A 22,327-nucleotide genomic window follows, 5' to 3' on the forward strand; every position below is an offset into this window, starting at 1 on the left:
CTAGAAAATATTACACCAGAGGTGATTGTTTCTCTCACCTCTTACGACTTTATTCTTGAAGCTTTATTTAGCGCAGCTTCATAAAGAATTGGTATTAGTTTTGTCTCTTCTATTTTTCAAATTTTTTATCTTATCCTTCAATCGTCGAATATATTTTATATTTAAACTCTTAATGGTTTGAGAGTTTTTATTAGTTTCAATCAACTTTAGAGATATATTAGTATTACTGTTTTTTGTGACTATAGTCCTTTTATTCCTAAGCTCTTTCCCCTTTTTCTGTAAGTCTTGAAAGTATTCTGTCTTCGTAATCTCGGCAACTTGGCGCTCTTTCTTTGATTGGTCAATCTCGATGTTTAATTTGAGAGGATTTTTGAGACGATCGGAAATTGCTTTTGTGTATCCTGCTTTATTAAATCGGTCTACTATAACTACACTTCCAGCAGTCAGGACGAATGTATATACAGATGGGACTAGCGGTATCCAAGCTCCTTGAGAAAACAAACCAAAGCATAACGCTAGTAAACCTCCTAGCACGACTCCGCTAGCTAGCCCAAAGCGTAGGGGATGGCGAATCTGCCAAGCCAGTATTCCTCCTGAAAGTGACCATACCCCTATCCATGTTGTTTCGCCCCAATTTGACCAGTACCAAAACAGGGGACGATGATCCAAGACAGCACTAAGAATTTGACTTACCGCCTGTGCATGAATCGTCACTCCCATCATTTCTTGGTCTTTTTGCTGTCCGGCGCTGTAAGGTGTGTAAAAACTGTCTTTGATACTCTCTGCTGTTGTACCAATAAGGACTACACGGTTTTTAATCAAATTGGGATCAACTTTATCTGTTAATACTTCTGTAAGCGTTACTTGTGGGGCGATGTGCTGACGAGAACGATAGTTAAGCAGCACTTGATACCCAGCAAAATTAGTATTTCGGTAGCCACCAGAATTATTTTGTAGGCGTTTAAATACTGTTGAGCCTAACTTTAGCTCCTGAGATGGTGTGAGAACTGGCTGAATTTTTTCTACCTTTAGGTAATTTAATGCTAGCCGGAGACTAAAGGAGTAGACATCGGCGTCGGATTTTTGGCAAAGATGGGGGTTTTGTGCATTTGGCTTGTTTATGGGGGGAGGATTGATAAACAGTAGACTACGCCGCAAGATACCTCCAGAATCTACTAGCAAGTCAGCAAATCCAACGCGATTTTCTGGAACGCTGGGGGGAGGTGCAACTCCCGGATTACCTGAAGAATCATTAACTTTGCATACAGCAATAATCCGATCGCTCTGGTGCAACCGTTTACTAAACTCTCGACTACCGGGTGGTTTGGGCAAATCTCGATAAATATCTAATCCGATCGCCTGCGGTTTGTGCTGCTCTAGTTTATCTAAGAGCTGTTCTAGTGTACTATCAGGCAATGGCCATGTGTCTTGCCTCTGCAAGTCTTCTTCTGTGATGGCAACAATTAGCAAGCGAGGATCGGGGCCTTCATCACTACGCCATTGAATAAATTGGTCGAAAGCCCAAAGTTCTTGTGCTTGCAACCAACCAACTTGTCGCACACCCATTATCAAAGCCGTAGCGATCGCACTCGTAAAAACCACGCTTGCACCTGAGACTAATAATGCCGTGTACAGTCTGTGTAAACGTGGCAAAACAGAATTAACTGTCCGAGAGAACTTAGAAATCACGCATCTTTTGTCCTTCCGCTCATAACAATCAGCCTGAAATCAGGTACGATGCACAGCTAACATGGTAATATCATCAAACTGATCGGCATCCGCTATATAAGCATACACATTTGCTTCGATGCGGTCTAGCACCGCAGTTGCTGAAGGTGCAGGCTCTTGTAACAAAGAGAGTAATTTTTCTTCAGTAAAAAACTTCCCTGTTGGGTCACGAGCATCAGTTACACCATCAGAGTAGGCTATTAAGATATCCCCAGTTTCCAACTGGACTTGCTCAATACCAAACTCCCGATTGGGCATTATGCCAACAGCTGGGCCAGTAGTCTTAAGTCGAGCCTTGATGCCATTTGCCCCAATAATTGCGGGAGATTCATGTCCAGCATTTATATAGTGCAACAAGCCTGTAGCTGGATTCAATACGCCAAAAAACAGTGTAGCGAACATATTGATTCTGCTATGATTGTTGGCGATGTAATTATTTGTGAGGTTAACAGCATTTTTTAAGGCAGTGGTACCGATTCTGGGAGGTTGTGCGCGTATCCCCTTATTTGACTTACTGCTGTCATCGCTAAGAGTATCTAACCAACTGAGATTATAGTGTTGTTGGGCAAAAGCTCGGATCAAGCTCCGAAAAAGGGACATAAACAGCGCCGCACCTACCCCTTTATCGCAGACATCAGCAATCACAATGCCAACACGGTGATTAGCCAGGAGAAAAGCATCGTAAAAGTCTCCAGCTACTTCGCGTGCAGGGTGAAAGCGAGCAGCTAATTCCCACCCAGGTATTTGTGGCAAAGTCTCTGGCAAGAAGTCAGCTTGAATCATGCGAGCAATTTGTAAGTCTCGCTCGTAAATTACCAAAAGTTCATGGTCAGTTTTCATTAGTCATTAATCAGTAGTCAGTAGTCATTAGTCAGTGGTAAAAAGTCAAGAGTCATTAGTTATTCCCCTTGTCCCCTTGTCCCCTCATCTCCCCTTGCCTCCCCCACTCCTCCCTAATGGTCTAATTGAGTGCGATACATAACGAAAATGTTGCGATTTTTTTCGCCAACACGTTCATAGAAAAACTTATCGACTTCATGAAGTGCAAGATATATGCCTAGACCACCAATTGCTCGCTCCTCTAGGGGCAGTTTTAACTCATCTTCTTCTGGAAGCTGAATCTGGGTTGGATTGTAGGCTACACCTGTATCCTCAATAGAAATTGTCAAAGCTTGCTTGTCAATATCTGCTTGCAAGTACAAAACCCCCTCGTAACCCGCTTGAGGATAGCCATATATAATAATGTTGGTGGCTATTTCGTCTACTGCTAGGCGGCAGCGGTAGGCAGCTTTTTTCTCTAACCCAGCTGCTGCGGTGGCTGTGATTACATATTCTGCGATCGCCGAAAGTGAATCCAAAGTTGCGGGTACTGTTAAAGAAGGTTGCATATCAACTACCTTGTAGCAAACTAATTAATATGCACCCCTCTAAACGTTTTCTAGTTCTGCAATATCATCCTCATCAAGCAAAATAACACTTCGATCAAATCCAGTTTTTTTCAAGGTACTTATCACACTTTCTTGAGCGCCAACGACATAAATATCAGCATTTACACCCATTTTTTGTTTAGCGAATATTAGCACCCGCAACCCAGCGCTAGACATATATTCTAAATCCTGTAAGAGTAAAACAAGGCGTTTTACTCCTTGAGATGCAGCTTTGTCCACTTCTGTTTTAAAAATTGATGCAGTTAGTGCATCCAGTTCGCCAGACAACTTAATTGTGGCGATATCATTATTTGTTTCCAGAGTAGCATTGAAGGTCATAATCTTTTTTCTTGAGTAAATTGATTTGATAACCTGATAGATAAACTTACTTGTGATCTCGGTTTAATTACTTGTTAATTTTCTAAAACAGATATCATCTAAGCGATTTCATTTGTGAAATTAGCTGTTTTCTACTTGAGATACTTTCTTTAACTCTAAGTTATAAATTAAGCTATTTGTTAAAGAAATGCAGCATGAAAAAGTCTTAAAAAGTTAGGGCTTGAAAGATATAATCCAATTATTTTGTATTATTTAGTTAGAAAAAGTCATATAGCCCAATACGCTTGGGTTAAGAAATTGATCTATTGAGACAGGCAGTTCTTGAGCAGGGAAGGCAGGGGGGAGAAAAAGCCTTATCTGAACTGTATTGTCATATAGCCCTACTTAATCATTCATGAACAACAAGAACCCCGGTTTCTTCAATAAACCGGGGTTCTGAAGCTCTGCGATTTCCACAACTCAGGTAGGATTGCTATATAGCTGTCTACGCCAACACGAACGCTACCCTGCAGGAACGCTAAGAGCGATCACTTGCCTAAAAATTGTGTTTCCAACCCCGATTTTCATCATATTTTAAGTACTATTACTTATTGACAAATGAGGGAAGAGGGGATTTATAAACGGGTGTAGTCAGTGAGGGTTGGCTTAATAAAGTAAACGACATTTTGTCGAGATTTACTTTGTTTTTTCTTTTGGCAGTCTAGTAGCTGCTTACATTAAAATTTTATACCGTGTCGCTATAACGAAGTCAAATTTAGATTAAAATTTCAAATTGTTAGGTCTTTAAATAAGAATTACATCAATTCTCTATCAGAGTGCCAAAGCAAAATAAGCAGAAGAAGCGTTTTATATATGGCTACGTATTCGTAGCACTAGTGCTAAGTATAATAATTATTATCTGCAATAATATATACAATTCATATTTACCTTCCCTCACTCAGTCTTCTAAAAAAAGTAGAGACCTAAAGATATGGTGGGATAAAGGTTTTACTCTAGAAGAAGATAAAGCTCTTCAACAAATTGTTAGCAGTTGGGAGCAGCAAAGTGGTAACAAAATTAAGATTTTATTTTACACGAATGACGAGCTACCAAAGAAGACACAAAGGGCAATTCAAGCAGGTAATGTACCTGATATTGTCGTAGGTTATAATGCCGAAACGGAGTTGAATCCACGTCTTGCGTGGAACGGTAAATTAGCGGATGTCTCGGATGTCATCAAACCAGTCAAGAACTTTTATCCTGAAATAATACTAGAAGGTGTTAATTTTTATAATAACGTTGAGAAAAAACGAAGCTATTATGCAGTTCCTATTCACCAAGCAACAATGCACGTTTACTACTGGAGAGATTTACTCAAATTAGCAGGTCATAAAGAAAGTGATATCCCTAAAGATTGGGATGGTTTTTGGAAGTTTTGGCAACAAATGCAACAAGACTTGCAACAGCAGCAAAAAAAGCAAATTTATGCGTTTGGTTTTCCTTATTCTGATGCAGCTTCAGATACTTACTACTTGTTTGAGCAAATTTTAGAAGCATATGATATTCAAATTCTTGACTCCAAGGGTCAATTACTAATCGACGCTCCGAAAGTCCGTCAAGGCATTGTTGACAGCTTAAAGTGGTATACAAAATTTTACCAACAGGGCTACGTACCACGAGACGCAGTGAACTGGTTAAATCCAGATAATAATCGCAACTTACTTAACCGCCTCACACTTATGACACCTAACACCACGCTCTCGATTCCGATTATTGTGCGTCAAGATATTGATACATACTTTAACAAGCTTGGCACTTTAGAACTTCCCAATAAACCTAATGGTAAGCCAATGCGCTATTTAGTAATTCTTAAAGAAGCTGTTTTATTTGCTGAGTCTAAAAACCAGAAGATAGCTAAGGAGTTTCTAGCTTATTTAATCAAGCCAGAGGTAATGGAAAATTATCTCAAAGCTTCTGGAGGCCGTAATTTTCCGGTACTTAAACCACTTTGGAAAAATTCCTTTTGGACAAATCCAGCTGACCCCCACATCTCGACTGTGACAAAGACATTAATTAACGGTCAAACACGCCTATACTATAGTACTAAAAATTCAGCCTACACCAAAGTTTTGGCGGAAAATGTTTGGGGTAAGGCTATTAATAAAATGGTTGTAGATAATATTTCTGCTGAACAAGCAGGGGATGAAGCTATTAAACGCATCAAACGACTTTTTGAATAATGGGAATGACCCAAATAAAAAGCAAATTTAAAAGTCAATAGTTACTTTTTACTGATATTAACAATAGGCTTATTTAATAAATCTCATAAAAATACTGTCGCGCTATAGCAATCCTAAATCATTTGTGAAAAATCACAGTTGTTGATATGGTAAAAGTTGGAAGTAATAATATGGTGCATGGCAGCAGTACAGATGGAAGAGTTGATAGAGTTCATTCAGGCGAACCCAGACCCCAGAGAACTAAAACGGGCACTAGCTGTACAAATGATGATACAAAACTATAAACATTCAACAATTGGAAATATTTTGGGAGTGTCTGTAGGTTTTGTAAACAAATGGAAATATATTTTTTTAGAACAGGGTGTCGTCGGACTGAAGCTGAGATACAAAGGCTCAAAAAGTTATCTTGACCTGCACAATAAGAAATTGTATTAACCTGGCTTCAATAGAATAATTATTGGCATTTATCAGAATTACAAGGGTATCTATAAGATAATTTTGATGTAGTTTTTGAGTCGAATCAAAGCTATTACGACTTGTTTAAGCAGGCTAATATAAGTTGGAAGAAGACAAAAGAATTGTAATCCCCGCAAAGACCCTGAAATAGTAGCAAAAAAAAACTAGAAATAGCAGCGTGGCTTTCTGCACACCAGCATCAGATAGTATCTGGGGAACTCGTAATTTTTTTTGAAGATGAATGCCATCTGTTGTGGGGAGATATTTGTGGTTATATTTGGGGTAACACCAAGGAACGAATTGAAGTTCCAGTTCTCAATGAACGGCAACGACAAACTTATTTCGGCGCTCTAAATTATTACACACAAGAGTTTTTAATTAAGCCTTGCAAAAAAAGGTAATTCTAGCAATGCGTAGGCGTAGCCCGTCGTAGACATCGCTTTCGTAGAATATTTAATTTCTCAGTACCCAAAAAGCCGTATTGCTTTAATTTGGGATAGAGCTAGTTATCATCGCTCTGCTGAATTTAAAGCTTATCTAGATAATCTGAATCAAGGCTTAAATGAAGATGAGTATCAAGTTACTTGTCTCTTATTTGCACCTAATGACCCAACGCAAAATCCTGTAGAGGATATCTGGTTGCACGCTAAAAACTTTATTCGAGAGTTTTACCACTTATGTAAATCATTTTCTCATGTCAAAAGATTATTTGAATTCGTTACTCATCATCAGTTTTTTGACTTTCCGAAAATATTTATGTATGGTTAATTTTTTCACAACTCATTTAGGATTGCTATATTCTCTAATATTTGTTACTTCTAAAAGTTTCGTAACTTTTTATTTAAAATGTGAAAAATTCTGCTAAAGTCTTATTTAAAATAAAATTTATTTTTTTACAAATGAATGTAGAAGAAGCATTAGTAATATTAGATACATTTATTAAACATGGCTTAAGTGATATTCAGGAAATAATATTTCGTAAAGCTTGGGAAGGGCAAACTTATCCAGAAATCGCCGAAAGCTGTGGTTATGATGCCAATTATATAAAAGATGTTGGTTCTAAGTTATGGAAGTTACTTTCACAGGCTTTCGGGGAGGAGGTGACAAAAAGTAATTTTCGAGCAGTATTGAGACGGCGAGCGCTAAGTAACATTTTGTCAGAAAAACTACAGAGTATACCAGCAGTCTTGAAACAGTCTCAGCAAAGCAGAGGGAAAGAGCAGCTTGAAATTCCCTCAAAGGATAGTGGGATACCAGGATCTTCTTTGGTGATAAAACAAGACGAGAGAAAAATCCCAGTTCTTAATCCCGACTTCTTAGAAATTCCTGGTGGCTCAGTGCCGCTCAATTCCTTTTTTTACATAGAGCGTCCGCCAATTGAAGAACGCACCTATGCCGAAATCAATAAACCCGGAAGCCTAATCAGAATCAAAGCCCCTAGCGAAATGGGAAAAACATCCCTAATGCATAGAATTCTTGCTCATGCTAAACAGACTGGGGTACACACCGTACAGATCGGTTTACAGAAAGCAGATAGTCAAGTTTTCACTAGTCTAGAAAAATTCTTACGATGGTTTTGTGCTAACATTACTCGGCAGTTGAACCTAGAGATTAGACTAGATGATTATTGGGATGAAGATATTGGCAGCAAAGTTAGCTGCACATTGTATTTACAGGAGTATTTGCTAGAGAAAATAGACGCTCCGGTAGTCTTAGCTTTGGATGAAGTAAATCGAATTTTCGAGTATCCACAAATCTCTAGCGATTTTCTGCCGCTACTGCGTTCATGGTATGAAGATGCTTCAGAATTAGAAATCTGGCAAAAACTCCGATTAGTAGTAGTTCATGCCACTGAAGCTTATATTCCCTTAGATATTAATCAATCCCCTTTCAATGTGGGACTACCTATTAAGTTACCAGAATTTAGTTTAGAGCAGATGCAGGAATTGGCAGTACGTCATGGATTGGATTGGGCCAAAAGTGAGAAAGGATTGCAAAAACTGGCTCCTCTAGTAGTAATGATTGGTGGTCATCCCCATCTAGCTCGTGTCGCTCTTTATAACTTGGGACATCAAGAAGTAAGCTTAGAGCAGCTACTAAAAGAGGCTCCGACAATTGCTGGTATTTATAGCAACTATTTACGGCATCATTTAGCAAATCTCCAAGAACATCCGGAACTCGCGACAGCACTCAAATGCGTAGTTACCTCTCCAACCAGTGTGCAATTAGAAGCGATCGCTGCCTATAAATTAGAAAGTATGGGTCTGGTAAAACTTGAGGGAAATCAGGCAATACCTAGCTGTGAGTTGTATCGGCTGTATTTCCGAGAGCAATTAAGCTCAAAATTATGAATAAGTACGAATATCAAATTGGCGGCAGTCTGAAAGCAGATGCTCCTAGCTATGTAGAACGGCAGGCTGACTTTGAACTTTACAATGCTCTAATACAAGGTGAATTCTGTTATGTATTTAGCTCCCGACAGATGGGGAAATCTAGCTTACGGTTACAAACAAGACATCGATTAGAACAAGTAGGCTTTAGTTGTGCTTCTATCGACATGACTCGAATTGGTAATGGTAATATTACTCCTGCTCAGTGGTACAAAGGCATAATAGTTGACTTATTAAGGAGCTTTGATCTCTTTGGTAAAGTTAATATCAAAGCCTGGTGGTCGGAGCGAGAAGATTTATCTGCATTACAACGATTGAGCCAATTTGTCGAAGATGTTTTGTTTGTCCATATCAAAAGCGAAAAATTATTTATTTTTATTGATGAAATTGATAGTGTTCTCGGACTAAAATTTCCAGTTGTCGATTTTTTTGCGCTGATTCGGTCTTGCTACAATCAACGAGCAGAAAATCCAGAATATAACCGCCTTACTTGGGCGCTGTTTGGAGTAGCAACGCCCTCCGATTTAATTGCTGACCGAAATTGTACTCCATTCAATATAGGTAAATCTATCGACCTAGATGGCTTTAAGTTAACAGAAATTCAGCCATTAGCAGCAGGATTGGAAGGTAAAGTGGCTAATCCTCTGGCAGTTATTAAAGAGATATTAACTTGGACGAATGGGCAACCGTTTCTCACTCAAAAACTATGTCAAATAGTAGTACAAGAAAGAAACAGTGGGAGCAAAGATGTACAAAAGCAGAGAAGCCTAGAAGATGATGAGCATTATAAATTAGATCACCATCTACCAATTATTAATTATTATCTCATCAGTTTTTATTACCAGTTTCCATCGTTAATTCTGGAAAAATTAGTGCAAACGCACATTTTAGAAAACTGGGAAGCGAATGATCAGCCGGAGCATTTGAAGACAATCTGCGATCGCCTCTTGAGAAATGAGCAACGTGCTGCTGGTTTACTGGGACTATACGCTTTCAGGTGCTGACAGACCTCATAGCCATTCATATCTGGCATCATGATGTCAAGTAAAATTAAATCTGGTGGGGCGGCTTGCGCTGTTTTCAAAGCAGTTTGCCCGTTAATTACTCTTCGTACTTCATACCCTAGCTGAGTCAACATAGTAGATAAAAGTCGCAAGTTATCTGGTGTATCATCAACAACTAAAATATTCGCTTTAAGCAGTTGACCTTGATCGTTATTCATTTTTGCTGTGGTTGTGTTATCTCAATGACTTTATCGATCCGAAAGTTATTGACTAAATCAGCTAAGGCCATTGCCAGAGGAGAATTTAACTCAGGGATTTGCTCAAGCAATTTGAAAATTAGTTTTTCATCGGTACGCACAGCTGCCTGATGTAGCTGCGCCACCCAATCAGGGGGCATTACTGTTAAGCTTTGGGCGGTCAGTAAATAGCTATTTGCTTGGTTGCTTGGCTGATTGCCAACTGCCAAAAGGTAATTACTTTCTTCAAAGACATAACGCACCCCTAAATATTCAGCCATTTTTTCCCAAATCACTGACTCTTGAAAGGGTTTACGCACGAAATCATCACAGCCTGAAGATAAAACCACAGATTTTTCTTCGTCAAAAGCGCTTGCAGTCAGAGCAATTATTACAGTAGCCTGACCTTTTAAATGAGATTTGATTTGTCTAGTTGCTTCGTAACCATCCATCATGGGCATCCGCATATCCATCCAAATTAGGTGCGGTTCCCAGGTTTCCCAAAGCGCCACCCCTTGTTGACCATCTTCAGCTTCACGTACCTCGAAGCCAAGGGATGCTAGCATCTTGACTAGGAGTTGGCGATTTTCCCATTTATCTTCAACTACTAAGATACGGTATTTAGGTTGGTCAGGTTCTAGACCAATTACCCGCCGATATGGCTGTCTAGTTTGATCTTGAACCTCTTTTGCTGGACTAATTTGGATGTTAAAGGTAAAAATTGTTCCTTGATTCAAGGTACTGCGAACAGTGATATCTCCCCCCATTAGACGTATAAATTGCTGGCTAATAGTTAAACCTAGTCCAGTTCCTTGCTGCGAATTTCGACCTACTTCTGTTTGTATGAAGGGTTGAAACAAGCCTTCAAGCTCAGCTGGTGCAATGCCATGACCAGTATCTTCAACTTCAAAATGTAGCGAGTAGCGAGTATGTGGTAGAGGGAAATTCTCTCTCTCCTCTACTTCCGCTACTTTGAAATTGCCCTCTCCCATTTTGACACGCAGCGTTACACCGCCTGTTTGAGTAAATTTAATGGCATTACCAAGGAGGTTAATTAAGATTTGACGCAACTTAGTCTCATCTGTTTCTACATACTGAGGAATTTCGGGGCTATGCTCAAAGAGTAACCATAATGCTTTAGATTCCGCTTTTGGTTGCAATATCTCTTCGAGAGAGTCAAGCAAGCGATACAGGTCAAAGCTACTTTCATTCAATATCGTTCGACCCGCCTCAATTTTGGCCATTGACAATACATCATTGATCAAGGTCAGTAAATGCTCACCACTGCGACTAATAATTTCTAAATTCTCCAGATGCAAAGGATTGACAGAGCGATCGCGGCTGATCAATTGGGTAAAACCAAGAATAGCGTTTAGAGGAGTGCGAAGTTCGTGGCTCATGTTGGCTAAAAATTTACTTTTAGCGCGATTGGCGGCTTCGGCTTCCTGAGCTTTTTGTTCTAATTTGTGGCTGTAATTTTCTGATTGTTTACGAGATATTTGCAACTGTCGCGTCAGCCAATATATTCCCACTAATAACCCCGCCACTGAGACTAGCCCTACTAGCATAATCGTCGCTGCTAGTTGACGAGCAGGAACAAAGGCTTCTTCTTGATGCATCTCCACCAGCAAAGCAATGTCTCGGTCATTTAACCAACGATATACCCCAATTACTGGAACTCCAGCATAGTTGCGGTAAAGTCCATAACCACTGACTCCAGACATTGCCTCATCAATGCCTTTGCTGCTAATTCCTACAGGAAATTTTTGGATGTTGGTTTGCTCTTTAGAGATAAAAGTATTTTTGGTCACTAGAGAGCCAACTAAGTAGGTTTCGCCGCTTTTACCCAAACCTGTGCGTTGCCGGACAATATGATCTATTCGATCTAAGTCGAGGTGAGCTAAGATAATACCTTGGTGTACACCTGTTTGATTATATAGAGGTGTTGCCAGGGTTACTGATGGCTTGCCAGTGATGGGTGAAACATAGAAAATCGGTACAAAGCTCTCTCCTGGCTCAACTTGTTCGACGTAAGTGACGTTACCTAAAAGTTCATACTGACCTTCTCGCATCTTTTCGGTAGATAAGATGATGCGATTACTGCGATCAAGAATGAATATCTCCTTAAAACTAGGCTGAGTCTGAGCCATATTCATTAAGTAAGCTGAGAGAACTTTATAAGCAGTTAGATAATCTGAATCAGAAGGTTTTTTCCTTAATAGTATTTTTATATTTTTTTGTACTTCTAGAAACCGAGTTGGGAGGAGAAAATTTCGTTGTTGGTCTTCAAACCAACGGGTAATTTCTTCTTCTTTTAAAGTGGCAGCAACACTGAGTCTATTAAAAGCAGCCTGCTTCAGATCCTCTCTAGCCTTAAAAAAGGTAACACCTCCCACTACAGCAACAGCTACAAGAGACAGAACTAAGAAAGAACTAGCGACATTAGTAGTTAGGTGCTGATTCCAGAATTTCATAGATAATAAGTGGGAGCATCCAGTTTTGGAAGATTTACCATTTCTGAGAAAATGTAGAAGGAAATAACCCTGTGCGATCGCAGACTATGAGCCAAGAGAAACAAGAACGTATCAAAGCCTACTTACAAGAACATGTTTAGTGAATCCACTTGGAGAGCTTAGGAGATGGTCATGATGGAGTTTGAAATTTAGTTAGGGAGTTTGGAACTGAACAATTTGAACGTTGGGAAATTTTGGATTTGTATCATCTCAAGGAAAATCTTTATAAAATTGATGGTTCTTTAAAGCGTCTCAAAGCTGCTGATAGTTTATTGTGGCAAGGTCAGATAGTGCCAATTCAGGCTTTATTTAATAATTGCCGAGGCAAACAAGTTAAGAAGTTTATAATTGATCTCGAAAAACATCGTTTTTGTATTATTAACTACACTTATTACCAAATCGAACAATTGTGTTCTATTGGTTCTGGATCTGTCGAGTCTGCTATTAAACAAATTGCAGCAAGGATTAAAATTTCCGGCGCACAGTGGAATATTGAAAGTGTCAACCAAATCCTTTCCGAACGCTTAAGCTTATCTCAATGATTTGCTTGCTATTTGAGTCTTTCTGCCAAAACTGGATGCTCCCAATTATGGTGTTGAAGCATATATTTATCGCTCTGCAATTACTGCAACTATGTCCAATCAATAAATATTGATTAATCCTGTTTTATCATTCTCGGAAAACAATAATCAAAGCTAAATTCTGAGACTTTGATTTAATCAAGGTTTGAGGCTTGATTTCATAACAGAAACTAAACTTTGACAAAAAGTAGAAAATAAAGATTCGTAAAGCTGCGTCATTTTATTTACTCTTAGAATTGGAGTTGTCTCAGTATTTTGCCAAACATTTTAGCCTGACAAATTCATCAAACCATGCTCTCAACCGAGTTTAAACGTGATAATTAACTGACTTGTGACTGACCTATGACTGATTTACTTTACAATCAGCTATATGTTCTTAGGGGGTAAACCGTGGCGCGATCGCTGAAAGTTAAGGCTGAATGGCTGAAAAAAGTAAGATTGGCTCTCAGACACGCTGCTTTCCCCACTCAAAAATCCCTAGCTGAAGATTTAGGGCTGGCTTTATCCACAGTCAGCAAATTCCTAACGGGTAAATCTGTTGATTATGCAACATTCATAGAAATTTGTCGCCGAATAGAGATAGATTGGCAAGAGATCGCTGATGTAGGCCATCAAGTCCCATCTCAAATTGTCCCTGTCCAATCTCATCTAGAAACGACTAACAAACGTAGAGACTGGGAAGAGGCAATTGATGTCACTCATTTCTATGGATGTACGCCAGAACTTACCAAGTTAGCACAATGGATTGTCAGGGATCGCTGCCGTTTGGTAGCTGTGCTGGGCATGGGCGGGATTGGAAAAACGGCTTTAGCAGTCAAGCTGGCACAAGAAATTCAGGTAGAATTTGAATATGTGATTTGGCGAAGTCTGCGGAACGCCCCACAAATAGCAACTCTCTTAGCTGACCTAGTATTAGTGCTGTCTGATCAGCAGGAAACCAAGGCAGACATAGCACGTTTGCTGCATTACCTGCGAACTTGCCGTTGTTTGCTAATTTTAGACAATGTAGAGACAATTTTGCAGCCCGGTGATATTAGCTTGTATCTCGCTGGCTATGAAGGATACGGTGATCTACTACGGTTGATTGCGGAAACTGCTCATCAAAGTTGCTTACTCCTCACCAGTCGGGAAAAGCCCCACGAAGTCGCCGCTTTGGAGGGTGTGGAACTGGCGGTGCGATCATTGCGACTGAGTGGATCATCAGAGGTGGCAAAAGCTTTACTACAAGCAAAAGGGCTGGTAGGTGCAGATAAACAAAAACAATTGTTATCTACTTCTGCTGTGGAAACACTTTGTGAGTGCTATAGCAATAATCCCTTAGCATTAAAGATTGTCGCCACTTCAATTCAAGACTTGTTTGACGGGGATATTCAGGCATTTTTAACCCAAAATACCATTATCTTCAACAGCATTCGGCGATTACTAGAGCAGCAATTTAATCGTCTCTCTTCATTAGAGCAAACCATAATGTACTGGTTAGCCATTAATCGAGAGTGGACAGCGATCGCTGAACTATACGAAGATATTTTACCTAAGGTTTCCAAAGCCAATTTATTGGAAGCTTTAGATGGATTGTGGGGACGGTCTTTAATTGAAAAACAATCGGGCAGTTATACGCAGCAGCCAGTAGTGATGGAATATGTGACTGATTCTTTGATTCAGAAGATCATTACTGAACTTACAACCAAGAATCTTTCCCTGCTACTTAGCTATGCATTGATTAAAACGACTGCTAAGGATTATATCAGAGCCAGTCAGGTGCGGTTAATTTTGCAACCAATTGCTCACCAGTTCCAGGCAACATTTAGTTCAACTTCAGCTATTGAGCAACAAATTAAAAGTATTCTAGAGTTCTTACGAACATTAACTATTTTATCATCCAACTACGCTGCTGGCAATTTAATCAACCTTTGTTGTCAGTTACAACTGGATTTAACAGGCTATGACTTTTCCGGACTGGCAATTTGGCAAGCCTTTCTACCACAAATCAATCTACATCAAGTTAATTTTGCCTACGCTGATTTGGCTAAGTCTATATTTACAGAAACCTTCAGTGACATTTTCTGTCTCGCTTTTAGCCCAGATGGCACCTTCCTAGCTACCGGAGAGCCGAGCGGTGAAATTCGCCTGTGGAAAGTTATAGACAACCAACTACTTTGGGTTTGTAAGGCGCATACCAACTGGGTCATGTCTGTGGTTTGGAGTCCAGACGGAACCATGATTGCCAGTGGTAGTCAAGACCATAGAGTTAAGCTTTGGGAGGCTCGTACTGGCCAGGCACTGAAAACATTACAAGGGCATACTGATTCAGTGCATTCTCTGAGTTGGCATCCCAGTCAGATTATGATTGCTACAGGCAGTGAAGACCATACGATCAGATTTTGGGATGTTGACACAGGGCAAACCTTGAAGATATTATCAGGGCATAATAGCTGGGTTTCGTCTCTCAATTGGAACCCAGATGGAACGATACTGGCAAGTGGCAGTGTTGACCATTCGATTAAGCTCTGGAATATACAGACTGGGAAAGCAATCAAAACACTACTGGGGCATACTGATCAAGTTTTGTCTGTTATCTGGAGTCCGGATGGGACAAAACTAGCAAGTGGCAGTGTTGACCACACAATCAAGCTTTGGGATGTGAGTACTGGAAATGTTAGCAAAACGTTACAAGGACATACCAACTGGGTACGATCAGTAGCATGGAATTGTGATGGCACAATACTTGCCAGTGGAGGAGATGATTGCACTGTCAAGCTTTGGGATATGAGTACTGGAAATGTTAGCAAAACGCTACAAGGACATACTAACTGGGTGAAATCGGTAGCATGGAATTGTGATGGTACAATGCTTGCTAGTGGCAGTGTTGATCATACTGTCAAATTCTGGAATATCCACACTGGCCAAGCTTTGAGAACACTACAAGGATATACTAATTGGCTACACTCGATAGCATGGAGTCCTGATGGTACAATGATCGCCAGTGGTAGTGAAGACCAGATTGTAATAATCTGGGATGCTCATACAGGCAAAGCTTTGAGAACACTACAAGGGCATACCAATTGGGTATACTCTGTGGCATGGAGTCCTGATGGCACAATGATCGCCAGTGGTAGCGCTGACAATAGCATCAAGCTCTGGAATATCCAAACAGGCAAAGTCTTGAGAACGCTACAAGGGCATAGTAACTGGGTGTTCGGGGTAGACTGGAGTCTTGATGGCACTGTGCTTGTTAGTAGTAGTGTTGACAACAGTGTCAAGCTTTGGGATTTGCAAACGGGACAAGTGATCAACACCTTGCAGGGGCATACAAACTGGGTCTGGTCAGTGGCGTGGAGTCCTAATGGGACAATGCTGGCTAGTGCTAGTGAAGATCATACTGTCAAGCTCTGGGATACCCGTACAGGAAAACTTTTGCAGACCTTAGAGCATAATAGCGCAGTCCGCCCACTGGTCTGGAGTCCTAATGGCAAGATCATCGCCTGTAGCGGTGGTGACTCAACAGTCAAACTTTGGGATGTCAAGACAGGACGGTTGATTAAGACATTGCAAGAACATACAAACTGGATATCTTCACTGGCTTGGAATCCAGATAGCAAGATCATCGCTAGTGCCAGCCAAGACTGTACTGTAAAACTGTGGGATGTCAACAGGGGAAAAACCTTGAAGACCTTGCTGGGTCATACTTCTTGGGTGTCTGCTGTGGCTTATGCACCGCACAGCAAAGGCCGCATTCTCGCCAGTGGTGGCGTTGATGAGATGATTAAACTTTGGGATACTGTTACAGGGGAATGTTTGAGAACATTCAGAAATATTCGTTTTTATGAAGGCATGAACATCACAGGTGTTACAGGCATTACTGAAGCACAAAAAGCAACTCTGAAAGATTTAGGTGCTATAGAGATTTAAAATAAATGGGATTGCAATGATGCTTGGCTTCTTAAATTATGACATCTCAAGCAAAATTCCCAAAAACAGCAGTCTTGAAGCGTAATACCCTTGACTTTCGCCATGCGATCGCTATGTCAATGGCAGTTATGTCGCCAGCTTCTGCTATATTCTTTAATATCATTCCCCAAGCAGCTTTGGTTGGTGCAGCGATTCCCCTATGCTACGTGATTGCTTTTGCAGTTTCGCTGCTCGTTGCCAATCAGTTTTGTCTACTGGCAACTGAGTTACCAACAAGTGGTTCTTGGTATACTTTTGTGGCTCAAGGGCTAAACCCTCGTTGGGGATTTATCGCCGGATGGATGACGCTGATTTCCTACGGACTAGCCCCGACAGCTGTTTTCATTATTATTGGATTTAACTTGCATGATTTGATCATTCGCTGGTTTGGGCTGAATATTTCTTGGATAACTTGGTTTATTCTAGCCATAGTCAGTGTTTTTGGACTCTGCTATTTTGGCATCAAGCGATCGCTGCAAACCGATATCACTTTTTTGGTATTTGAAGTAGGAGTGTGTCTATGGTTGGCATTTACCGTCTTGTTTCAACTGGGTAGTAAAGGTCAACTTAGCCTTGTGCCTTTCAAATTCAGTGAAATTTCCAGCGATGCGCACCTTTTTCTAGGCGTGATTCTGGCTATCCTCAGCTTTACTGGATTTGAAGCAGCAGTCACACTTGGTGAAGAAGTGAAAAAACCTCGTCAAACCATCCCAAAATCTGTCATGGGTTCAGTGATTATAGTGGGTATTTTTTATCTTTTGATGTCCTATGTGGCGACGGTTGCCTATGGCATCCAAGACATTGCCAAGCTGGCTCAGGATGCAGCCCCTTTCGATACCATTGCCCGCAGATATGGCGGCAATTTTGTTGTATTTCTAATTGACCTCGCCGGGATTATCTCACTGTATGCTGTTGCAGTTGCAATCGTCAACGCAGGCGCACGTATTTTCTATGCCATTAGCCGGGAAGGGCTGTTTCCGCGCTGGCTATCGCAGATTCATCCCCGTTACAGAACGCCGACAAATGCCATATTTGGATTGTGTGGTCTAACGCTAGTAAGCGGTATTAGTTTAGGATTATGGCTGACTCCTGTCGTTGCATTTAGCTTACTAGGAAGTGTGGGAGCCTTGACAGCGTTGATAATTTATGCCTTGGTAAGTGTCGCCTGTTTTCGATATTTCTGGACTAAACGACGTGATCGCTTTCACTGGCTTCGTTATGGTATTCTACCTCTGTTGTCAGTTTTTATACTTGGATGTATTGGCTTCGGAACGATCTATCCTTTGGGATCATTCCCTCTTAACTGGGCACCTTTGATTGTTATTAGTTGGATCGTGTTAGGTGTGGGCGTACTTATATTTCTGCAAAGTATAAAATCGGAGGAAATTCAACGGGCTGGAGCGCTGTTCATCACAGACGAAACTGACTAAATCTCAATACCTGGATTTCTCACAAAGCTGGAAAGAATAGGGTCAAAAACGGTTGTGTTGCAAAAACTAGGGCTGATCTGGTAGACACGATATTCCCCAAACAGTTACCCAGGTGGAAAATACTCTTGTCCAAAGCTGGAAGGGGTTGAGTCTGAAGCTGCGGCAACGACCTGACAGTGCTGGTCAGTTTTACACTGAAACTAGTCTCAAAAGTTGGCGAGGCCGTTGGGGTGGCTGATGGTGAGCCTTACTGGAATGAGTATCTGGGCAAGTGGCAGGTTTAGGTTAACAATGAATAGCGGGTGTACCTCTGTGGTGTACGTAGGGAAGGTGGCAGTATAGCATCCCTTCCCTCGATTAATCGCAGAGACTAGCTTGACAGTAAAATATGGCAAGTAAAGGGATAGTTAGGACAAAAGTTTGAAAGCAGAATTAACCGCATCCCAAAAGTTTTCAAACTGATGTACGATTTTGCTTGCGTTGATTCTTCAAACGCGCTCAAAACTTTTCTATCTTGTTTAAGTCCGGAGAATAGGGCGGCAGAAACAACAACTTGCAACCGACCTGTTCAATCATTTCGCTTTCTGGCGGTGGATTTATGAAAACTAGCATTGTCCATAACTACCACTTGTCCTGGTCGCAAGGTCGGAATTAACAATTGCTTAACCCAAGCTTCGACTAAGGCTGTATCGCAATATCCAATAAATGTCATTGGCGCAAGTGTTTGGCGATGGCGTAACCGCCCACCGTAGGTGATCGCACCATGCTGAAATCATCGAGATGCGACTGGTACAGTGTCCTAGTTTGTCTGCCTCAAATCGTTCGCGGCGATTGCACCAGCCATAAGCATAATCCTCGGTATTATCTGTTCCAGCTTCATCCACATAAACTACTTCCTCTTTTTTATAAGCTTGCAATGGCAATACGATTATTTCTTTGGGCGACGATTGATGAGCGGTTGGGTGTAATGCTGGAGTTTGAGGATCTTGACCCAAAATAGCGCCTACCGCTCTGTGATTGCCTAAGCAATGCTTTATAGCCAAAAACAGAGGGGATTAATTGATAATCTAGTGGGATATCCCGGAAAATCAGACAACCAAAAGGGTGCATCTTTAGACATAGAAGAATGGGCAGATGTGAAAACTCTGATAACCACTCATAGATGGGAATGGACTTATGGCAACAAAGATGCAATACACTTTAATTGCACATCTGATGAAATCAGGGATATCCGCCCCGATTCCATCAAGGCTTTTCAAAAACTATGGAAAAAGACAAGAGTTAAACCAATTCGCAATTCGCAATTACGTTTTGTAACGCGGATTTAATCCCGATACAAAACGTGTTGCCTGTAGAGACTTTTGACTTAAACCCCCAAACTTTGTTAAAAACACAATTGACAATTATGAATAAAAATTGGATTCTGTCAGATATTTTTTACCCCCGTCAGATAATGTTTACACATTTCAATGCTAACTTCACGCGCATCGATGAAATAGTTCCTAATATATATAAGCTTTCTATCTCAAATAATAAAAAGTTTGTTTTCAGTCAATTCCTTATCCTTGATGAGCGCCCGATGCTTATTCATACAGGTCGCTCAAATTGGTTCGAGCAAACTTATCAGCTTGTTTCGTCTGTTTGCGATGCTTCAAAACTTCATTACATTGGCTTATGTCACCTTGAGGCTGATGAGTGTGGAGCGCTTAATCAGTGGCTTGAAGCAGCTCCTGAAGCCAAAGCAATTGTGAGTCCCCTGAATCAATCCAACATGGATGACTTCGCATTGCGACCAACAACAGCCCTTAAGAATAACTTTGCTCTTTCCTTGGGCAAAAGAGATATTATACTTATTGAAACTCCTCATTTTCCTCATGGATGGGAGGGTTGTCTATTCTATCAGCCACAAGAGGAGATCCTTTTTTGTTCCGATCTTGCCGCTCATCCTGGTCAGTTCGAGTCGCCTGTTACCGATAAGGATCTTACAGAATCTATCATTAAGTTTCAGCAAAAAGTCGGATTTATGTCTGAAGGGAAAAGCTTTACTCGAGGGATTGAGGCAATAGAGAAACTACCTATTAAGTACCTTGCAACAATGCATGGTTCTATTATCTACGGGGAGTCCATCTCGAAGCTTCTTTCAAAAATGAAGCAAACCTTTGGTTCTTAACTCTCACCAGTTGTCAGATTGAGGCGCGTTCCTTCTGCTCTTGGGAAAGATAACTTTTTGCTGGCATAGGTGGCTGATCTAGATTAATTACTTAATCTCATCTTATACAATTAAGCTGCGTAGCTGCTTCAAAAGTAGCTATTGAAAATTTCGAGTCAATTGATGTTAGTTCAATAAGTTCACAAAATGTCTTTGATACGGGAGTAAACAATAACTTGGGAAATAATCGAAAAATAAATCTAGGGAAAATACTGAAATGGAATCCACACAAGACAAATGACAAATGGGCATTAGCCACAGGGGGGAACCGAGGAATTGGGTTTGCCATCGCTCAAGGTCTACTGGCAAAAGGCTATTCGATAATTATCACGGGAGCGCTCGCTTGATAACGCAAAACGGGAGCAATGCGATTTTGTGGGATGATTCCAAATTGAGTGCGATCACTAATGTCCACACAGAGATAAAAAGTAATTTAAATAACTTTATATTAAATTATTTGTACTACAAATTATCTTTTTGCAACATGTCAAAAAGATTTAAAGTTAAGCATTTGAGCCTTATTCAACTAAATTGTCTACGTAAACAGACAGTCAGAGGAGCAATTATTAATACAATAAAATCTTTTAGTTAAAGCTGAAGGTATAAAATTTAGCCAACAACTTGAGGATTGATGAAATATCTGAAGATGGAATGACAAAAACTATCCCAACTTTTAGCCATGTATTGACATCGCAGATGTAGTATAATTTCTGCATTATCTTGTAACCAAAATTTACTATTTCCCTTTATTCTTAAATTGACCACTTGCCGAATTAAGCTTTCAATAGCCCCGCTACCAATGGGTAATTTTTGGGTAGAAATGTGAGCATAATTTAAACGTCCTTCATGATATGTACGTAACAGGTAATTTCTTTGTATTACCATAGTTTTACAACGTTCTCCTGTAGCTTCAGAGATCAATTCATCCATTTACCTAATTATGGTCATGGCATTACCTTTTTTTAAAGTCTTTCGTGCTTTATTAAACCAATTTTTCTGCTCTTTCTCTTCACTAAAAGCCACATTAGCAAACTTTTTTAAATGCTCAGTAACATGATAAAAATCAAATAACTGATAAGTCTCAGAGGGAGATTTTAACTTTGACAATAGAGGAGGAATATGCTTACATTTCCATTCTGCACCATCTGCAATTAACAGAACTTATTTCGCTTGACTAATTCCCAAACTAACTAGATACATTTCTAAGATTAGTAAAAAGCCCTTATAGTCTTCATAAGTTCCATCATTGGTAATAGGAATCTCGTTAGTTTTAACTTTTTTATCCTGCTCATCAACTACATATATTGTTAATAATTTTGGCTCAACCCATTCTCCTATAAAGCCATGTCGGTTTGTTTTAGAATTCTTTCTACCTTTTTTATTAATCCGAATTTTACTCTCAATTTTTTGGGTGTATAAGAGTGTTGATACAATTAACTGATTGATTGAAAAATCTTCGATAAAGTTACAGCAACTCAATTAAAGGGTGCAGCAAGACGGCGTTTTCAAGCCCAAACTGTACTCGGATTAGGTTATGGTGGACAACTACTAGCTCAAGAGGAGTTGGGGTGGGATAGAAATACTATTCGTAAAGGGATTAAAGAATTAACTAATGGGATTACTTGTGTAAATAATATGAGCGCAAAGGGGCGTTATAAGGCAGAGGAACATTTACCAAGTCTGTTAGAAGATATTAAAAAGTTAGTGGATTCCCAAAGTCAAACCGACCCTAGTTTTAAGAGCCAGAGACTATATACGCGCCTAACTGCAAGCCAAGTAAGAAAGCAAGGAAATTGAGAAATTCGGTTATAGTGAGCAACAGTTGCCGACCGAAGAAACAATTCGCA

16 protein-coding genes and 6 pseudogenes are annotated in these 22,327 nt (G+C 40.2%); 12 read left to right on the forward strand and 10 right to left on the reverse strand.

Going from position 1 to position 22,327, the window contains the following annotated elements; all coding sequences use genetic code 11:
• Positions 1–78: 78 nt before the first annotated feature.
• From V7K46_RS09380 to V7K46_RS09395, 4 genes are all read right to left on the reverse strand, one after another.
• Positions 79–1,689, reverse strand: a complete 1,611-nt coding sequence (locus V7K46_RS09380) for a CHASE2 domain-containing protein (RefSeq protein WP_335112393.1) — start codon at positions 1,687–1,689, stop codon at positions 79–81.
• Positions 1,690–1,728: 39 nt separating this feature from the next.
• On the reverse strand, positions 1,729–2,568 hold the full coding sequence (locus tag V7K46_RS09385) for a PP2C family protein-serine/threonine phosphatase (protein WP_335112395.1): 840 nt from the start codon (positions 2,566–2,568) through the stop codon (positions 1,729–1,731).
• Between the two features lie 113 nt (positions 2,569–2,681).
• Positions 2,682–3,116 (reverse strand): ATP-binding protein, encoded by a 435-nt coding sequence (locus tag V7K46_RS09390; RefSeq protein WP_335112397.1) that lies wholly within the window; start codon positions 3,114–3,116, stop codon positions 2,682–2,684.
• Positions 3,117–3,155: 39 nt separating this feature from the next.
• Positions 3,156–3,494 carry an anti-sigma factor antagonist gene (locus V7K46_RS09395; protein WP_335112399.1) on the reverse strand — a complete coding sequence of 113 codons (339 nt, stop codon included), beginning with the start codon at positions 3,492–3,494 and terminating at the stop codon, positions 3,156–3,158.
• 815 nt (positions 3,495–4,309) lie between these two features.
• On the opposite strand from V7K46_RS09395, the gene V7K46_RS09400 reads away from it, so the two are divergent.
• The 4 genes and pseudogenes from V7K46_RS09400 to V7K46_RS09415 form a co-directional block, all read left to right on the forward strand.
• Positions 4,310–5,713 (forward strand): ABC transporter substrate-binding protein, encoded by a 1,404-nt coding sequence (locus V7K46_RS09400; RefSeq protein ID WP_335112401.1) that lies wholly within the window; start codon positions 4,310–4,312, stop codon positions 5,711–5,713.
• Between the two features lie 192 nt (positions 5,714–5,905).
• Positions 5,906–6,937 (forward strand): annotated as a pseudogene (locus V7K46_RS09405) (IS630 family transposase).
• A 131-nt stretch (positions 6,938–7,068) separates the two neighbouring features.
• A complete protein-coding gene (locus V7K46_RS09410) occupies positions 7,069–8,520 on the forward strand; it encodes an AAA-like domain-containing protein (RefSeq protein ID WP_335112403.1) in 1,452 nt (483 codons plus the stop codon).
• A pseudogene (locus tag V7K46_RS09415) lies at positions 8,517–9,548 on the forward strand (AAA-like domain-containing protein); the annotation flags it as partial. The gene V7K46_RS09410 and the pseudogene V7K46_RS09415, both read left to right, overlap by 4 nt.
• Here the strand turns inward: V7K46_RS09415 and V7K46_RS09420 are convergent.
• Both V7K46_RS09420 and V7K46_RS09425 read right to left on the reverse strand, forming a co-directional pair.
• A pseudogene (locus V7K46_RS09420) lies at positions 9,548–9,781 on the reverse strand (response regulator); the annotation flags it as partial. The pseudogenes V7K46_RS09415 and V7K46_RS09420 overlap by 1 nt on opposite strands.
• Positions 9,778–12,273 (reverse strand): hybrid sensor histidine kinase/response regulator, encoded by a 2,496-nt coding sequence (locus tag V7K46_RS09425; protein WP_335112407.1) that lies wholly within the window; start codon positions 12,271–12,273, stop codon positions 9,778–9,780. The pseudogene V7K46_RS09420 and the gene V7K46_RS09425, both read right to left, overlap by 4 nt.
• Before the next feature lie 86 nt (positions 12,274–12,359).
• Between V7K46_RS09425 and V7K46_RS31980 the strand changes: the two genes are divergently transcribed.
• The 5 genes and pseudogenes from V7K46_RS31980 (at position 12,360) to V7K46_RS09445 (ending at position 18,509) form a co-directional block, all read left to right on the forward strand.
• On the forward strand, positions 12,360–12,413 hold the full coding sequence (locus V7K46_RS31980; RefSeq protein ID WP_442939819.1) for a hypothetical protein: 54 nt from the start codon (positions 12,360–12,362) through the stop codon (positions 12,411–12,413).
• Between the two features lie 9 nt (positions 12,414–12,422).
• Positions 12,423–12,870, forward strand: a pseudogene (locus V7K46_RS09430) (ISKra4 family transposase); the annotation flags it as partial.
• Between the two features lie 413 nt (positions 12,871–13,283).
• Positions 13,284–16,802: an NB-ARC domain-containing protein gene (locus V7K46_RS09435; RefSeq protein WP_335112409.1), complete on the forward strand. Its 3,519-nt coding sequence runs from the start codon at positions 13,284–13,286 to the stop codon at positions 16,800–16,802.
• A 38-nt stretch (positions 16,803–16,840) separates the two neighbouring features.
• The gene (locus V7K46_RS09440; protein ID WP_335112411.1) at positions 16,841–18,271 is read left to right on the forward strand and encodes an APC family permease; all 1,431 of its coding nucleotides are present in this window, start codon (positions 16,841–16,843) and stop codon (positions 18,269–18,271) included.
• A 112-nt stretch (positions 18,272–18,383) separates the two neighbouring features.
• Positions 18,384–18,509, forward strand: a complete 126-nt coding sequence (locus V7K46_RS09445) for a hypothetical protein (RefSeq protein WP_335112413.1) — start codon at positions 18,384–18,386, stop codon at positions 18,507–18,509.
• Positions 18,510–18,769: 260 nt separating this feature from the next.
• Here V7K46_RS09445 and V7K46_RS31985 read toward each other — a convergent pair whose 3' ends face one another.
• The 3 genes from V7K46_RS31985 to V7K46_RS09450 are packed head-to-tail and all read right to left on the reverse strand — an operon-like array spanning position 18,770 to position 19,266.
• Entirely contained in the window at positions 18,770–18,883 is a 114-nt protein-coding gene (locus V7K46_RS31985) for a transposase (protein ID WP_442939817.1), read from the reverse strand.
• Positions 18,840–18,983, reverse strand: a complete 144-nt coding sequence (locus tag V7K46_RS31990; protein ID WP_442939818.1) for a transposase — start codon at positions 18,981–18,983, stop codon at positions 18,840–18,842. Before V7K46_RS31990 ends, V7K46_RS31985 begins: the two co-directional genes overlap by 44 nt.
• Positions 18,934–19,266: a hypothetical protein gene (locus tag V7K46_RS09450; protein WP_335112415.1), complete on the reverse strand. Its 333-nt coding sequence runs from the start codon at positions 19,264–19,266 to the stop codon at positions 18,934–18,936. Before V7K46_RS09450 ends, V7K46_RS31990 begins: the two co-directional genes overlap by 50 nt.
• A 33-nt stretch (positions 19,267–19,299) precedes the next feature.
• On the opposite strand from V7K46_RS09450, the gene V7K46_RS09455 reads away from it, so the two are divergent.
• Together V7K46_RS09455 and V7K46_RS09460 are read left to right on the forward strand one after the other, a co-directional pair.
• Complete coding sequence (locus tag V7K46_RS09455; RefSeq protein ID WP_335112417.1) at positions 19,300–19,599, forward strand: hypothetical protein; 300 nt, start codon at positions 19,300–19,302, stop codon at positions 19,597–19,599.
• A 77-nt stretch (positions 19,600–19,676) separates the two neighbouring features.
• Positions 19,677–20,441 (forward strand): hypothetical protein, encoded by a 765-nt coding sequence (locus tag V7K46_RS09460; RefSeq protein ID WP_335112419.1) that lies wholly within the window; start codon positions 19,677–19,679, stop codon positions 20,439–20,441.
• 648 nt (positions 20,442–21,089) lie between these two features.
• On the opposite strand, the pseudogene V7K46_RS09465 reads toward V7K46_RS09460, so the two are convergent.
• A pseudogene (locus tag V7K46_RS09465) lies at positions 21,090–21,878 on the reverse strand (ISLre2-like element ISCst1 family transposase); the annotation flags it as partial.
• Between the two features lie 54 nt (positions 21,879–21,932).
• Between V7K46_RS09465 and V7K46_RS09470 the strand changes: the two are divergent.
• Positions 21,933–22,327 (forward strand): annotated as a pseudogene (locus V7K46_RS09470) (hypothetical protein); the annotation flags it as partial.

It is taken from the genome of Nostoc sp., assembly GCF_036917395.1.
In the GTDB taxonomy this organism is placed as follows: domain Bacteria; phylum Cyanobacteriota; class Cyanobacteriia; order Cyanobacteriales; family Nostocaceae; genus Nostoc.

Excerpts from the sequence above, each read along its gene's own strand:
- V7K46_RS09385 (WP_335112395.1), bottom strand. The coding sequence starts at position 2,568 with ATGAAAACTGACCATGAACTTTTGGTAATTTACGAGCGAGACTTACAA.
- V7K46_RS09425 (WP_335112407.1), bottom strand. The coding sequence starts at position 12,273 with ATGAAATTCTGGAATCAGCACCTAACTACTAATGTCGCTAGTTCTTTC.
- V7K46_RS09390 (WP_335112397.1), bottom strand. The coding sequence starts at position 3,116 with ATGCAACCTTCTTTAACAGTACCCGCAACTTTGGATTCACTTTCGGCG.
- V7K46_RS31990 (WP_442939818.1), bottom strand. The coding sequence starts at position 18,983 with ATGACATTTATTGGATATTGCGATACAGCCTTAGTCGAAGCTTGGGTT.
- V7K46_RS09395 (WP_335112399.1), bottom strand. The coding sequence starts at position 3,494 with ATGACCTTCAATGCTACTCTGGAAACAAATAATGATATCGCCACAATT.
- V7K46_RS09455 (WP_335112417.1), top strand. The coding sequence starts at position 19,300 with ATGCTTTATAGCCAAAAACAGAGGGGATTAATTGATAATCTAGTGGGA.
- V7K46_RS09460 (WP_335112419.1), top strand. The coding sequence starts at position 19,677 with ATGAATAAAAATTGGATTCTGTCAGATATTTTTTACCCCCGTCAGATA.
- V7K46_RS09410 (WP_335112403.1), top strand. The coding sequence starts at position 7,069 with ATGAATGTAGAAGAAGCATTAGTAATATTAGATACATTTATTAAACAT.
- V7K46_RS09440 (WP_335112411.1), top strand. The coding sequence starts at position 16,841 with ATGACATCTCAAGCAAAATTCCCAAAAACAGCAGTCTTGAAGCGTAAT.
- V7K46_RS31985 (WP_442939817.1), bottom strand. The coding sequence starts at position 18,883 with ATGCTAGTTTTCATAAATCCACCGCCAGAAAGCGAAATGATTGAACAG.